Origin of the sequence: Amycolatopsis marina (assembly GCF_900111885.1) — a bacterium.
Classification (GTDB): Bacteria; Actinomycetota; Actinomycetes; order Mycobacteriales; family Pseudonocardiaceae; genus Amycolatopsis; species Amycolatopsis marina.
The window spans coordinates 1-13214 of record NZ_FOKG01000006.1 but is presented as its reverse complement, the minus strand read 5'-3'; the positions used below and the strand labels follow the sequence as shown (position 1 = coordinate 13214).

Genomic DNA, 13214 nt, shown 5'->3' with positions numbered 1-13214 from the left:
CGCCGGACCACGTGGGTCCGGGGCGCGGCGACCGGGGCACGAGCTACCGGGCGATCCGTTTCGAGCCGTCGACGACCTGCTGCCAGGCTTGCGACGGATCCGTGCCCTGTTCCACCGACTGCAGCGCGGCAGTGGTGACGTTCTCCTGGATCTGGCCGTCACCGGGGCCCTTGTACTGGGCAGTCGTCACCTTCTTGGCCTGCGCGGCGAACAGCTCGCCCACCTTGGCGTCGCCGAAGTACTCCGAGGTCTCGGCCAGCAGCTCAGGCGACTCCAGCGCCTCCACCTGGCTGGGGAAGTTGCCCCTGGCCTCGAACGCCCGCAGCTGCTGCTCCGGCGCCGTGAGCCAGGCCGCGAGCTCCGCGGCCTCCTTCGGATGCGCGCTCTGGTCGGGCACGGTGAGGAAGGAACCGCCCCAGTTGCCACCGCCACCCGGGAACGCGTCGGTGACCGCCCACTTGCCCTTGTTCTCCGGTCCGGCCTGTTCTTCGATCACACCGAGCATCCACGACGGGCAGGTCTTGGTCGCGAACGCGCCCTGCTTGAACCCGCTGTTCCACTCGTTGCTGAAGGCGGTGAGCCCCGCCGACTGGCCGCGGCTCACCGCGGCCGTCACCTTGTCCCAGCTCTCCTTGATACCGGGATTGCTCTCGATGGTGAGGTTGTCCTCCCGGTCGAAGTAGCCGACCTCGAGCTGGTTGACCATCGCGTTGTAGTTCTGCGCGGCCGAGTCGAACCAGGCGGCGTCCGATGCCGCGACGAACTGGTCGCCCGCGGCGAAGTAGGAGTCCCAGGTGGCGAAGATTCCCTTCACACCTTCGGGGTCGGTGGGCAGGCCGGCTTCCTCGAACAGGTCCTTGCGGTAGCACATCGCCAGCGGGCCGATGTCGGTTCCATAGCCGATCAACCTGCCGTCCTTGGCTTTGCCCGCCTCGTACTTCCAGTCCAGCCACCGTTCGCCGGTGACCCCGTCGGGACCGATCTCCTCGAGGTTGTTGAACTTGTCCGCCTTGTCGAGGAAGTCGGAGAGGTGTCCCTCCTCAATGGCCTCGATGTCGGCGAGTCCCGATCCCGCACCGAGTTTGGTGATGAGGTTCTGGTGGTGCGGTCCACCCTGCCCGGTCTTGCGGTGGGTGATCGTGATGTTCGAGTGGGCGGCCTCGTACTCCTTGAGCAGTTCCTCGTACCCGAACTCGGTGAAGGTCGCGATCGTGAGCTCCACCGGTCCGTCGGACGCCTCGGGCGTGCCACCGGAGTCATCCGAACCACCGCACGCGGCGAGCACCGTTGCGGCGGTCAGAATGCTGGTCAGGGTGAGTAATGGTCTCCGCTGTTGTCGCACGGTAACCCCTCGTTGGGTGTAGGTGGGGACGGGTTGGGAGCGCTCCCAATGCCGAGGGAGTCTGTTCCCGGCCGCCCCCTCGTGTCAAGACGGCACCACAGCACCGTTGCCCGGGCGTTACGTCGTCCGCCCCGCTCCGGACGCGCGCAAACTGGGAGCGCTCTCACTCGGAACCCCAACCGGTACCCGAGTTGGCAGTTCCGCGGCCCGAATTGGCAGTTCCAGCGCGCGACCCTGCGGTTTCGCGGAGTGAGTTGGCAGTTCCGGCGTGCCGGGGCCCGGGTCGTCAGTGCGTCGACTCGCCCGCCCGGAGTCGCGCGTGGTAGTGCTCCTTGGCCTCGACGATGACCTGAGAGCTCAGCCAGGCAACCGGTCGTACGTCGACGAGCAGGGGTTCGTTGTCCGGTCCGAAGTCGACGGAACGCCCGGACAGGATCCAGGGATAGGCGCCCTCGCGGAGTTCGCGCAGGTACTGGCAAACCCGACGGGCCAGCCAGTCCTCGAGCGGAAGCGTCCACCAGCCGGGGGCGGGCAACGGGTTCACCGAGAGTCCGGGCATCAGCAGGCCGCTCTCGTGATCGGTGCTGGGATGGCTGGCGTCGGCCTCCGGGCCCGGCGAGTAGCGCAGGTACGGGGCCAGGCCTGCCCCGACGAGCTCGGTCAGTTCGCCGAGTCGCCGTACTGTGAACATGTCCGAACTGTTCGCTTCCACGAGTGCCCCAATCCTCAGCGGTCTGTGCGGAGACTTCCCTTCTTCCGCGCCGCTAATCGCCCACCCGAAGTCACAGGATTGACGGCGGCGACGAACGGGAACCCGGTCACCAAGACCGGAGGAGGTCCGTGATGACGCGCACTCGACGGAACAGTTGGGCCGTCGCCGTTGGCGTGCTTGCCGGGGCCGGGCTGGTCGCAGTGGGTATCGGCGTGGATGTCCTGTGGCTGGTGTGGCTCGGCGTGGCGCTCGCCCTGCTCGCACTGTGCCTGTGGCCGGTGCTCAGCGCGAGGAGCGGTCGAGAGGAGCCGGAGGCCGATCCCGGACTCGAGGAGCCGTCCCGGTCGCCTCGGGCCGTCGGCGGCGAAGCGGCACCCGAGGATGCCGACCAGCACAGTACGACTGCTCCCTCGGCCAATGCCACTTTCGTCGGCCGGGTCTCGGGCGCGGACACCGGCGCCGAGGAGGTCACCGGTGCCGAACGCCGATCTTGGGACCGTAGGAAGCGCCCGAGATCCTGAGCCAGGGCACGGCATTGCACCGAGTGACGGCGCCGTCGGCTGTCACTGCTGAACCGACGGCGCCTGAGCACGGAGTGCGCCCGGGTCGCGTGCCGCACCTCAGCCAAGGGTTGCCCGCAGTCGGGGGATTAACCCTGTGCGAAGACCTCCTGCCCGCTCGCCCGGCAGTACGGCCGCCCACAGCGACTGGGCCCGCCAGAAGTCGAAGTCGAAGTGTCCGGCGTAGGCCTTGGTGAAGCAGGCGAACCTGGCATATCGGTGTCCTTTCAGTGGTGGGATGGGTCGGGGAAAACCGGTTCAGCGGACATGGCGGTACCGGGCGGCGACCACGGAAACCACAGCACCCCCGCCGCCGGACATCGCCCAGCCGTTGCCGAACGCCACAGGACCCGCGGCCAGGTGCCCGTAGCCGCGCCAGCCGAGCGTCGCGGGCATGCCGTAAGGAACACCCGATGGGAAGCCGTCGGCCGGTCCATCCCGAGGAGTCCGGCCGCGATCATGCCGCATCCGTTGGTCCGGACCAGGCGTGCAGCCCAGTTGCCGCCGGTGACCAGGAAGTCGGCGATCTGCACTCAGCCGAGGGAGCCATCCACTCAGCGCGCTGAGTGGATGGCGGGTCGATCGGAGGATGTGACAGGGAATGGCCCCGTTCCCTGTCACATCCCCCGATCGACGTGTAGACAGATCAACGAACCTAAGGAGAGAACCTGATGCGCTACCTGATGACCACCAACGCTTCCGGCGCCGTCCCCGACGAGAAGCTGTTTGCCGAGATGGGCGCGTTCATCGAAGAGATGACCGCCAAGGGGGTGTTGCTCGCTACCGGCGGCCTCGAGCCCGCAGGAATCCGGGTGGAGTCCTCAGGCGGTGAGATCGTGGTGACGGACGGGCCGTTCGCCGAGGCCAAAGAAGCCGCGGCCGGGTTCGCGCTGGTCGAGGTTCGCTCCAAGGAGGAGGCCATCGAACTGGCCCGCCGTTTCCGCGGAATCGCCGGGGACGGAACGAGCGTCGTCCAGCAGGTCTTCGGATCCTGAGTCGCCGCAGGCACCGCCCCGACCCGCAAGCGCCAGGGGCGGTGCCTGCATCGCGCCATGACGGACACACATCGCCGGATCGACGCGGTCTGGAAACTCGAGTCGGCCAGGATCATCGCGGGCCTGACACGGCTGGTGCACGACGTGGGCCTCGCCGAGGAACTCGCCCAGGACGCGCTGGTGGCCGCCCTGGAACAGTGGCCGGCTTCAGGTGTTCCGGAGAACCCGGGAGCCTGGCTGATGGCCATCGCGAAACGCAGGGCCGTCGATCACGTGCGCCGGACCCAGCGCGACGAACGCAGGCACGAACGGCTCGCACACGAACCGGACAAGCAGCAGGACGCAGGGCAGGAACCCGAGCAGAACGACATCCTGCGGTTGATGTTCCTCTCCTGCCATCCCGTGCTGCCGACCCGGTCGCGAATCGCGTTGACCCTGCGCCTGCTCGGCGGCCTCACGGTGGCGGAGATCGCCCGGGCTTTCCTGGTCGGCGAGCCAGGGGTCGTCCAGCGGATCGCGGAGGCCAAACGAACCCTGGCCGAGGCGCAGGTGCCGTTCGCCCTGCCGGACGACGCGGATCTGGCCGACCGGCTCGCCTCAGTGCTCGAGGTCATCTACCTGATCTTCAACGAGGGGTACTCGGCGACCTCCGGAGATGACCTGCTGCGTCCAGGACTCTGCCTTGAGGCACTGCGCCTGGGCAGGCTGCTGGCCGAACTGGCAGCGGACGAAGCCGAGGTACACGGCCTGGTCGCCCTGATGGAGATCCAGGCGTCCCGTGCGCCCGCGCGCACCGGGCCCTCGGGCGAACCGATCCAGCTGCACGAACAGAACCGGGGCCGCTGGGATCAGTTGCTCATTCGCCGTGGCTTCACCTCCATGCTGCGAGCGCGCGATCTCGGCGGTCCGCCAGGGCGGTACCTGCTGCAGGCGGCCATCGCGGTGTGCCACGCACAGGCCCGCACCGCGCGGGACACCGACTGGGCACAGATCGCGACGCTGTACGAGGCACTGATCCGCGTGCTGCCGACGCCGATCGTGCGACTCAACCGGGCGTTCGCGACCGGAATGGCGCACGGGTACGAGAACGGACTCATCGAGGTCGACGCACTCCTGGCCGATCCGGCGTTGCGCGACTATCACCTGCTTCCGGCGGTGCGGGGCGATCTGTTGCTGCGGCTCGGCCGCGGCAGCGAAGCACGGTTGGAGTTCGAGCGCGCCGCTGCGCTCACCGGGAACGCGGCCGAACACGCCTTTCTGCTTCGTCGCGCGGACGCTCTCGCCGGTGGCGAATCCGCCCATGTCACCCTCGCGCAGGCCGCCGAGGATTTCCTGCACGGGGCCGGCTTCGATGTCGCGACGGTGCGCTCGTACGCGCAGACTCTGCGCCGGCTGCGCCTGGCTCTGGGAGACCGCTTTCCGTTGCCGTCGCTAACAGCCGAGGTCGTCGCGCGGGTGTTCGTCACCGCGTGGGGCGAAGCGGCCCCCGCGACCTGGAACCGGCATCGCTCGGCTGTCCGTTCGTTCGGCACCTGGGCAGGTGTGGACGATCTCGCGGCGGGGCTGGACCGGCGAGATGCGGACACGCACGGCACGGCGGCGATACCCTCCGACCTGCTGGCGACGCTGTGGGAGCGGACGGACCTGCCACTTCGCGAACAAACGCTGTGGCGGCTCCTGCACGAATCGGCGGCCGGAGTGCGACAGGTCCTTTCGCTGAACGTCGAGCAGTTGGATCTGGCCGATCGCAGGGCGCACACAGGCCGCACGTGGGTGAACTGGCGATCCGGGACCGCCGGACTGCTGGAAACGCTGGTCGCGGGCCGTACGCGGGGACCGGTGTTCCTCGCCGAACGCAGGCCCGGTCCCGCGCACGGACCCGCGCCGGCCGATCTGTGTCCTGAGACGGGCCGCGGCCGCCTGTCGTACGAGCGCGCCGAGTACCTCTTCAAGCAGGCCACCAGGTCCCTGGATCCCGAGCGGAACGGCTACACCCTTCGCCAGCTCAGAGCGCGTTCTGCACCTCGCAACCGGTAACCGAACGGTCACACGATCGACATCGCTTCCGTCGTTCGTGTCGTCCGGGCTACCGTGGACGCCGTGTCGAGCTTGACTGATATCTGGGTGGAGTCCTCCGCCCGACGAATGCTGGGACGCCTGCACGAGCAGATCGGGTCCGCCGGGCTGGTGGCCGTCGCGGCAACACCGTGGCTCGCTGCTGCCGTCGACCAGCACTCGGCCGCGGTGCGCGACATCATCACGTTCGGGGTGGAAGGTTCCGCGGCGATGGCCGGGGTGGTGCTGCTCGCAGGCTACGCTCGCGGTCTGCTGGACCGAGCCAGGGAGACCGGCTGGACGATTCCCGTGCCGGTGGAGGGGCAGCCGTGGCCGCATACCGACTGGATGACCACCAGGCTGCTCGGGGTGTGTGCACTGGCGAGAACGATTGACGAGGCGCAGCCGCGGCTCGACGACATCGACCCCATGGAACCCGCTGTCGGAAACGCCTGAGGCGGCCGGCCCTCGGGTCGGCCGCCTCAGGCGTTTGCGCTGTGCTCCTGACTGGTTCTGCTGTCAGCGGTAGCCGCCGGTGGCGGGCGGCGTCTGGCCCCCCTGCGCGGGCGGGGTCTCGGTCTGCGACATCGCGTGCGCGGGCTGCATCTTCTCCGTCGGCTGCTCCGCGCGAGTGGCGTCCTCGCGGCCGCGCTTGTAGGCCTCCGCGTGCCCCTTCAGGGCAGGAGCCTCGCTCTCGGCCTTGCCGAGCCAGCGCTCCCAGCGCTGCTGCATCGGCCGGATCAGGCCACCGCCCGCACCGACGACGAGCACACCACCGATGGTGGCCAGTACCGTGATCAGCACCGGCGTAGTCACCGTGGTGGCCACACCGATCTGGTTCAGGGCGGCGATGATGCCGAGACCCCAGATGAACACCGAGGCGACGGTCGCCAGCACCCCGCCGTAGGACAGACCACCGAGCGCGCCGTTGACCATGTCCTTGACGGCCCTGGCGATGGCACCGGCGATGACCACGATGATGATCGCGACGGCGGCCTGCGGCAGCCAGGCGACGATCGCGGTGAGCAGGTTACTCACCGGGTTCGGTCCCCAGACACCGAAGGCAAGTTGCAGGGTGATCAGCAGGACGGCGTAGTACACCAGTTTCGCGATGATGTCGGACGCGTCGAACTTGCTCTTGGCCAGGGCTTTCTTGATGCCACCGCGTTCCACGACACGGTCGAACCCGACCCGCTCCAGAACCTTGTCGACGACCTTCGCCAGAGCCTTCGCGATGAGCCAACCGATCAGAAGGATGACCAGGAACGCCAGGAACTTGGGCACGAAGCTGGCTACGGCGCTCCACGCGTCGGACACACCCTGCCCGAAGTCGACCTGCGCCAGATTGTAGGAAGCCACGACTCTTTCTCCCTTCCTTGTCAGGAGCACGAACCGCCCCGCTGCCGAAGCGGCGTCGCTCACGGATACCCAGGAAGCACCAGCCCACACATCTCGGCGTAACACTGCGCCAGGACCGGCGTCAGCTGGGAGGACACCCGCCGCTCGGTTGCCCGGTTCAATCGCCCGTTCGGGCGACACAACGGGAGTTTGGCGAGGTCGTGAGGGGTAACCCGATGATCACCGGGCGTGCGGAATGGGAGAACGCGATGGAGGCACAACTGACCCAGAAGGGTGACGAGCACGAGGCTCCCGTGCCGCCACTCGGTCGGTCCCCGGTCAGGGTGTCGCGCAGGCCGGGCGGCGGCCCGAAGACTCGCCACCGCGCCGGGGCTCGGCCATCGCGGCTGGTGATCGGCAGCGGAAGGTCGGTCAGAGTTCTCACCTCCTATCCGGTCCGTCGTGGACTGGGGTTGTACAGCCTGGCCATGGCGGTGCGTTTCCTCTGCACGGCCTGCCGGCACCGTTGCGAGGCGACACTGATCGCCATCTGGGCCTGTGACGGAAGCCCGGTGTGCCCCTCGTGTTACGGGCAGCTGGGTCGGGAAGATCCGGGCACGGCAGAGTCCGGGGAGTGACTCGAGGGCTCGAGGGCCAGGTCCAGTTCCTCGTGCGTCCCGGCGCGGAGCTGCGTTGCTACGGGCGTCGGCCAGGGCCCCAGTGCTCAGCTGGGCACTGGGGCATAGCCGAAAGCCGTCAGATCACCGGGTTGTCGACCAGAAATACCGTGGGAGACGGTGGATCACACGAGATCCCGAGTTGAGTCGGATCTCCGTTGGCGGAGATCGTCGCTGAAGCGCTGCCGAGCGAGATGGCCACACTCTCCGCGCCCGCCTTCGGGTGGAACGGTCCGGCGGTAAGCGTCCCGTCGACCGGCAGCGGAAGGACGACGTCCTTGTCGCGGACGAGTTCGGTCGGGGGGATCTCCAAATCGGCGGCGACATTCTGTACCGCAGGAGTGCCGCCGGCGACGACGAGGTTGAGTTCCTCGACCGTTCCGGAGAAACTACCGGCCAAGCCCATGTCGAGCAATTTGTTCACGGTGGCTTTCGGAATGGTCAAAGCGCCGGAAGCATTTCGGAAGGACACGGAACCGTTACGGGGCACCGACAACGGAATCTCGCCGCCCACTGCTATCCCGAGATCCAGCGGTTCCCCGCCCAGGGAACACCGGTACGGCGCGTTGATGATGCCGACGAGATAGCCCGGTTCGATGGGCTCGAAATTCAGCGGCGCACCCTGGATTCGCGACGGTGGCTGACCCGGATCGCCGCCGATACCCAGGGTCAGTAGCGCGTTGCCCGCTGTCGGGGTACAGGTCGCATCCAGCTTGATCTGCGCACCCCACGTCGACCTCAGCGTGATGTGAGCGACGGCCTGTTCGAAGCGTAACGTCGTGGCCCCACTCTGGGGGGCCGTGTAGGGGCCGACGTCGAAGGTTCCCTCCAACGGGAGGCCGACCGTGAGATCCTGTCCCGGTGTGATGACGATGTCGTTGATCTCCTGGGGCTCCTCGGCGACGTTGATCACCTCCGGGGTCGAATCCGACGCGGAGATCTCCAGCTTGTCGATGACCGCGTCGGCCCTGTTGACGCCGACCAGGCCGCCGAGGGTGGTCAGCCACGTCGGAAAGGTGATGGCTCCTGATCCCTGAGTGAGCCAGAACTCCTGGCCGGGTCCGAGATGAGTGGTCACGACGCCTTGAACGTCGACGTTCGTGGCGAGATCGAACACCTTGATGCCGCCGAGGTCGGGCATGGTGATCGCACAGTTTATCGGCAGGTTGAACCGGCCTGTGTCGACACCGATGTCCGGGACATCGGCGGGATCGAGAGCGTGCGCGGCCGGCGCGGAAGCCATGGACACAACGGCTGCCGACACTGCGGCAACGGACAGTATTCTGCCAAGCGAGCGAGAGCGGCGTTGACTTCGGAACATATGGACGCTCCTTGTTTGCGGTAGGGGGTAGCAGGCCGGCTTTTGGTTGCTGGAATTCTCAGCCGCTCGCTGACGCTACTGACAGGTTCTTTGCTGGTCCAGGTGCAAAAAAATTGTTGTCAGACACGTATAAGTGAAGCGGGTGGGCAAACGTCCGAGGTTCAGCAGTTCCGTGTCCGGGCCGGCTTCGCCGGTGCGTTGAGGATCTTGACGGATGAGATTCGACTTCCGAAAGTGAACCAGGCGAGATGTATCCGTTTATCTCCGGCCGTACAATTTCGATAACCTGAACCCGGCTGTTTTGTCAGTGGACACGCAGGACATTCGTTCGTCGCGCTCGAATGCGGTGAGCCGCGCTGTCCTGCGGTCCCGTTCAGCCGAACGCGCCGTCGAGGATGCCTCTGGTGACACGGTCGTCGAGGGAGCTGACCGGTGATTCGGAGCTTGTCCACGGGGCGCCGCCGAAGTACTTGGTGAAGATGTGCTCGGCTGTGCGGGTGGCGACGGCCTGGGCTGTCAGCGTCGGGTTCGGCCCGCCGAGGGAGTTGGCGAGCGCGGAGTTGTCGCCGACGAAAAGCCGGTCCACCCAACGTGCCTCCGCGTAGGGCCCGAGCACGGAGTCCGCCGGGTCGGTGCCCATCCGCAGGGTCGAGTGCACATGGAGTGGCACCGGCGGGAAGTCCATTCGCAGCACGGTCCTCGCCCCGGCGGCGCGAAGGACGGCCGCGGCGCGGGCGCAGAGGTACTCGCGGTTTCGCCGGGTCCGCGCGCTGCGTCCGCGGTGTTCGAAGATGACTTTCGGGATCGGACCGTGCTCGTCGGGCGGCAGGATCGAACGCGCCACCCGGTTGTCCGGCTCCACGTCGTCATCGGTGAGCACCAGAATGTTCACCAGCCGGTCGACGTCGGCGAGTATGTCCTTGAGTTCGGTGCCGACGACCCTGCCTGCCCGGCCGTCCCAGGCGCCGACCGGGCCGCGCCCGTTGTCGTAGGCGCCGCGCACTCCGCTGTCGCTGAGGCCCATCGTGAGCGCCTGGAGGGCGGGCGGCAGTCCGACCTGCTCGATCGCACCGTAGCCAGGGAAGTCCGCGCGTGCCGCGGAGGACGCACCCTTGGAGTTCCCGGTGTACTCGTCGAACGAGCCGATCAGCCAGTCGATGGCGTGGTCGGTGTAGCCGTGCCCGACCCAGCCGTTCGGATTGGGCAAACCGCTGTTCAGCCACAGCCTCGGATTCTCGGTGCAGCCACCCGCCAGCACGACCACGCTCGCGGTCTCCTCGTGCTCGGTGCCGGTCTGCGTGTCACGCCAGCGCAGACCCCGGGCGACGGTGCTGCCGCCGCGCCGCTCGGTCAGCACCTTCGTGACGAAGGCGTCCGCCACCAGTGTCGCGCGTCGGCCCGAGGGCGCCCACAGGTCCGCGGTGAGCATCATCGGAAGGTACGAGTTGTCCGTCTGTCGTTTCGCCTTCAGGTTCCGAGGTGCCTGCCGCGGCTCGAAGCAGCCCTGGAAGCAGTAGCCGCAGAAGGTGCAGCCAGTCGCCTCGGGAAACCGAAGACGGCTGTCGTCGTTCGTGCGACCCGCCGTGCCACCCGGTTGGAGGATGGCGTTCTCCTGCGGCCGGAAGCTGTCGCGCAGAATGTCCTTTGTGGTGTTCACGGGTAGCCCGAGCCGCTCACAGCCCCGGTAGAACACTGACTCCTTCGTCCCCATCGCCGCGGTCTGCACGGGAAGGGTCGCCTCGACCCACTCGTAGTACGGGATGAGGTCCCGGTAACCGAAGGGAAACAGGTGTGCCACATCGTATGCGTCGCGGTCCGGACCGGTGTAGTCGATGAACACGCCTGGCATGGCGCGTGGCGAGTTCCCGAAGTAGTGCTGGGTGGTGCCACCGGATCCGGCCAGCTGAAAGATGTACGAGTACTGCGGTAGTTCCCGGAACCATGGTGGTTGCTCGAACCGGTCGGACGGACCGAAGCGGAAGTAGCCGTCAGCCGGGTTGTTGCAGTCGTTCTCGTACCGGGACCACTGGTTCTCAGGATCGTCGTATACCCGTCCCGCTTCGAGGACGAGTACGTCCAGGCCCCGACTCGCCAGCTCCTTCGCCACCACCGGTCCGCCACCGCCTGCTCCGGCCACGATCACATCCCGCATCAGCGTTCTCCCAGCTCGGGCGCGGTCGTCACCGCGCGTCGTCCTTGGTAGTAACCGACGAATTCGGCCCAGCCGTCCGCGGGAGTGATCCGCCCCGGCATGTAGTTGCTCAGATCCCAGCCGACCGGTCTGCTCACCGCGCGCCGACTGTCGCGGTCGAACACCGCGAACTCGGTGTAGGCCGTGAAGGTGCAGAGCGTGAGCAGGAGACCGCCCGCATAGCGCAGCAGTCCGGACGCGGTCTCGTTGAGTGGCTCCGGGAGATGACCGTCGAGCAGCGCCACCAGGGCCGGGTGGGCGTGTTCGATGCGCTGGAAGGCCGCGGCCTTCTCCCTGTGGGTCAGGTTCGCGAAGGGCGAGTCCGCTATCGGCCCCAGGACGGACGTGGGCCGGACCTGCGTCGCGGCCACGTTCATCAACAGCGCCAGTGCCAGCGAGATCGGCAGGGTCCGGTCGTTTCGCAGTGCCAGCAGGAGGACGTCGTCGAGAGTGGCCCCCACGGCTTCCAGGGGTTTGAGCAGGCCGCCGAGCAGCGAGGTGGGGATGGGTACTTCACTGACCCCGGTGGTGAAGGCCGCGGTGAGCGCGTGCACGTAGGTGTCCGGCCACGGAACGAAGAAGTCCAGTGTGTGCTGGATCAGTGCGGGGGAATCCGCTTCGATCCCGCCCGGCGTGGTGCTGAGCAGGCTCTGTGCCGCCGAATAACGATCGGGGCCCGGCACCCCGAACACGGCGAGGCCACCGTAGGTGTCCCTGGTGAGCAGATCCAGTGCGGGTTGAGCCACCAGTTCCAGTAGAGGTTCGAGTGCTTCCGGGACTTCCGCGGAAGCCGTGGCGGGCCAGGCGCCGCCGGCGGCGGCAGCGGCGCCGAGCACGCCGGCACGGATGAGTAGGTCACGTCGGCACATCAGCCGCGAAGCCGCGGTGCCGCCAGAGTCCGAATTCGTCGCCATTCGGCCATCGTCGGGGCTGTTTTCCTTGATCGCCGGTCGTGGACGGCTTCGTCCGCAGAGTATGTTTCGCGGTCACAAGCACCGGCATCGGCGTTCGCACACTCGAACGAAAAAGTCGCGTGCGGCGCGGTCGGAGCCTCGGTCGGCTTCGAGAACACGACGGTGCGCACCTTCTCGTGGCGCCGTCGACGTCTCCGCGTACGCGGACAATGCGGGCCCGCCGAGCAACAGGCGCCGGACAAGGCCGGCCACGACTCCGGTGACTGCGCCGAGCAGGACCAGCGCGAGCACACACGTCTGCGGCACGGGCAGGTTCTGGGACTGCGCCGCACTGTGGGCGACCCTGCCGGCACCGGGCACGGCGAACAGTCTCTATCGCACCGCCGGTCAGCCGATCATGACGAGGCCGAGTCGCGGCAGTAGTAACGGCAAGGCGCTCCGGCATAGGGGTTGAGTACGGCGCACCGGGACAGCACTCAGCGTTTTCGCAGGTCAGCAGATCTCTCGATCATTAAGGGACCCCCCTGTTTTTGGGGGGTTGGTGGGTGTGTAATCTTCTTCTTGTCGCCAGGGAGACCGGGTCGGCGGAGCGGGAGAGAGAGCTTCGACGGGTTGGGTTACTTGGGTGGCGGGGACATGAACCAAGCTCCCACGGTGTGGTAGAGTGGATGTTCCTGATCGGGGCCGTGAGGTCACCCCGGAGAAATCGGAAGATTTGTCTAGGGTAGGCTGCTGTCTCGGGTTACAACATAGTTTTGTCGCGTAGTGGTTTGTTGCTTGAGAACTCAACAGTGTGCTAGTGAACTAAGCCAGTAGAGCTTATGTATGAGAATACCCTTTGTGGGTTTCTTTGAGTAGATTGATGTAGTCATCGATCGGATTTTTCAATGCATTGTTGGAGAGTTTGATCCTGGCTCAGGACGAACGCTGGCGGCGTGCTTAACACATGCAAGTCGAACGATGAAGCCTTTCGGGGTGGATTAGTGGCGAACGGGTGAGTAACACGTGGGTAATCTGCCCTGTACTTTGGGATAAGCCTTGGAAACGAGGTCTAATACCGGATATGACTCTGCACCGCATGGTGTGGGGTGGAAAGCTCCGGCGGTATG

General features: G+C 66.8%; 13 protein-coding genes and 1 rRNA gene. 6 read left to right on the top strand and 8 right to left on the bottom strand.

Going from position 1 to position 13214, the window contains the following annotated elements; genetic code table 11:
* Positions 1-43 precede the first annotated feature (43 nt).
* Both BM199_RS11365 and BM199_RS11360 read right to left on the bottom strand, forming a co-directional pair.
* The gene (locus BM199_RS11365; RefSeq protein ID WP_091672760.1) at positions 44-1342 is read right to left on the bottom strand and encodes an ABC transporter substrate-binding protein; all 1299 of its coding nucleotides are present in this window, start codon (positions 1340-1342) and stop codon (positions 44-46) included.
* A gap of 286 nt (positions 1343-1628) precedes the next feature.
* Positions 1629-2033, bottom strand: a complete 405-nt coding sequence (locus BM199_RS11360) for a DUF6098 family protein (protein WP_091673167.1) — start codon at positions 2031-2033, stop codon at positions 1629-1631.
* 152 nt (positions 2034-2185) lie between these two features.
* Between BM199_RS11360 and BM199_RS11355 the strand changes: the two genes are divergently transcribed.
* Positions 2186-2575, top strand: coding sequence for a hypothetical protein (locus tag BM199_RS11355; RefSeq protein WP_091672758.1), 390 nt, complete (start codon positions 2186-2188; stop codon positions 2573-2575).
* A gap of 297 nt (positions 2576-2872) precedes the next feature.
* Here the strand turns inward: BM199_RS11355 and BM199_RS33830 are convergent, their stop codons facing one another.
* A complete protein-coding gene (locus tag BM199_RS33830; RefSeq protein WP_177242574.1) occupies positions 2873-3010 on the bottom strand; it encodes a hypothetical protein in 138 nt (45 codons plus the stop codon).
* A gap of 275 nt (positions 3011-3285) precedes the next feature.
* On the opposite strand from BM199_RS33830, the gene BM199_RS11350 reads away from it, so the two are divergent.
* The 3 genes from BM199_RS11350 to BM199_RS11340 all read left to right on the top strand — a co-directional run bounded on the left by BM199_RS11350 (position 3286) and on the right by BM199_RS11340 (position 6120).
* A complete protein-coding gene (locus BM199_RS11350; RefSeq protein ID WP_091672757.1) occupies positions 3286-3609 on the top strand; it encodes a YciI family protein in 324 nt (107 codons plus the stop codon).
* A 57-nt stretch (positions 3610-3666) separates the two neighbouring features.
* Positions 3667-5646, top strand: a complete 1980-nt coding sequence (locus BM199_RS11345; protein ID WP_091672755.1) for an RNA polymerase sigma factor — start codon at positions 3667-3669, stop codon at positions 5644-5646.
* A 63-nt stretch (positions 5647-5709) separates the two neighbouring features.
* Positions 5710-6120: a DUF6401 family natural product biosynthesis protein gene (locus BM199_RS11340; RefSeq protein WP_245788299.1), complete on the top strand. Its 411-nt coding sequence runs from the start codon at positions 5710-5712 to the stop codon at positions 6118-6120.
* A gap of 63 nt (positions 6121-6183) precedes the next feature.
* Here BM199_RS11340 and BM199_RS11335 read toward each other — a convergent pair whose 3' ends face one another.
* Positions 6184-7023: a mechanosensitive ion channel family protein gene (locus BM199_RS11335; protein WP_091672753.1), complete on the bottom strand. Its 840-nt coding sequence runs from the start codon at positions 7021-7023 to the stop codon at positions 6184-6186.
* 215 nt (positions 7024-7238) lie between these two features.
* Between BM199_RS11335 and BM199_RS11330 the strand changes: the two genes are divergently transcribed.
* Positions 7239-7640 carry a hypothetical protein gene (locus BM199_RS11330; RefSeq protein WP_091672752.1) on the top strand — a complete coding sequence of 134 codons (402 nt, stop codon included), beginning with the start codon at positions 7239-7241 and terminating at the stop codon, positions 7638-7640.
* Positions 7641-7758: 118 nt separating this feature from the next.
* Here BM199_RS11330 and BM199_RS11325 read toward each other — a convergent pair whose 3' ends face one another.
* The 4 genes from BM199_RS11325 to BM199_RS11310 form a co-directional block, all read right to left on the bottom strand.
* Entirely contained in the window at positions 7759-8922 is a 1164-nt protein-coding gene (locus BM199_RS11325) for a DUF6801 domain-containing protein (protein ID WP_245788298.1), read from the bottom strand.
* A 451-nt stretch (positions 8923-9373) separates the two neighbouring features.
* A complete protein-coding gene (locus BM199_RS11320; RefSeq protein ID WP_091672748.1) occupies positions 9374-11152 on the bottom strand; it encodes a GMC family oxidoreductase N-terminal domain-containing protein in 1779 nt (592 codons plus the stop codon).
* Positions 11152-12105, bottom strand: coding sequence for a hypothetical protein (locus BM199_RS11315; RefSeq protein ID WP_091672747.1), 954 nt, complete (start codon positions 12103-12105; stop codon positions 11152-11154). The genes BM199_RS11320 and BM199_RS11315 overlap by 1 nt, the downstream gene beginning before the upstream one ends.
* A gap of 72 nt (positions 12106-12177) precedes the next feature.
* On the bottom strand, positions 12178-12465 hold the full coding sequence (locus BM199_RS11310; protein WP_091672745.1) for a hypothetical protein: 288 nt from the start codon (positions 12463-12465) through the stop codon (positions 12178-12180).
* A 532-nt stretch (positions 12466-12997) separates the two neighbouring features.
* On the opposite strand from BM199_RS11310, the gene BM199_RS11305 reads away from it, so the two are divergent.
* Positions 12998-13214: ribosomal RNA gene (locus BM199_RS11305) — 16S ribosomal RNA — on the top strand; the annotation flags it as partial.

Coding starts and splice junctions, on each gene's coding strand:
- BM199_RS11320 (WP_091672748.1), bottom strand. CDS start 11,152: ATGCGGGATGTGATCGTGGCCGGAGCAGGCGGTGGCGGACCGGTGGTG.
- BM199_RS11350 (WP_091672757.1), top strand. CDS start 3,286: ATGCGCTACCTGATGACCACCAACGCTTCCGGCGCCGTCCCCGACGAG.
- BM199_RS11345 (WP_091672755.1), top strand. CDS start 3,667: ATGACGGACACACATCGCCGGATCGACGCGGTCTGGAAACTCGAGTCG.
- BM199_RS11355 (WP_091672758.1), top strand. CDS start 2,186: ATGACGCGCACTCGACGGAACAGTTGGGCCGTCGCCGTTGGCGTGCTT.
- BM199_RS11360 (WP_091673167.1), bottom strand. CDS start 2,033: ATGTTCACAGTACGGCGACTCGGCGAACTGACCGAGCTCGTCGGGGCA.
- BM199_RS33830 (WP_177242574.1), bottom strand. CDS start 3,010: ATGCCCGCGACGCTCGGCTGGCGCGGCTACGGGCACCTGGCCGCGGGT.
- BM199_RS11330 (WP_091672752.1), top strand. CDS start 7,239: ATGATCACCGGGCGTGCGGAATGGGAGAACGCGATGGAGGCACAACTG.
- BM199_RS11325 (WP_245788298.1), bottom strand. CDS start 8,922: ATGGCTTCCGCGCCGGCCGCGCACGCTCTCGATCCCGCCGATGTCCCG.
- BM199_RS11315 (WP_091672747.1), bottom strand. CDS start 12,105: ATGGCGACGAATTCGGACTCTGGCGGCACCGCGGCTTCGCGGCTGATG.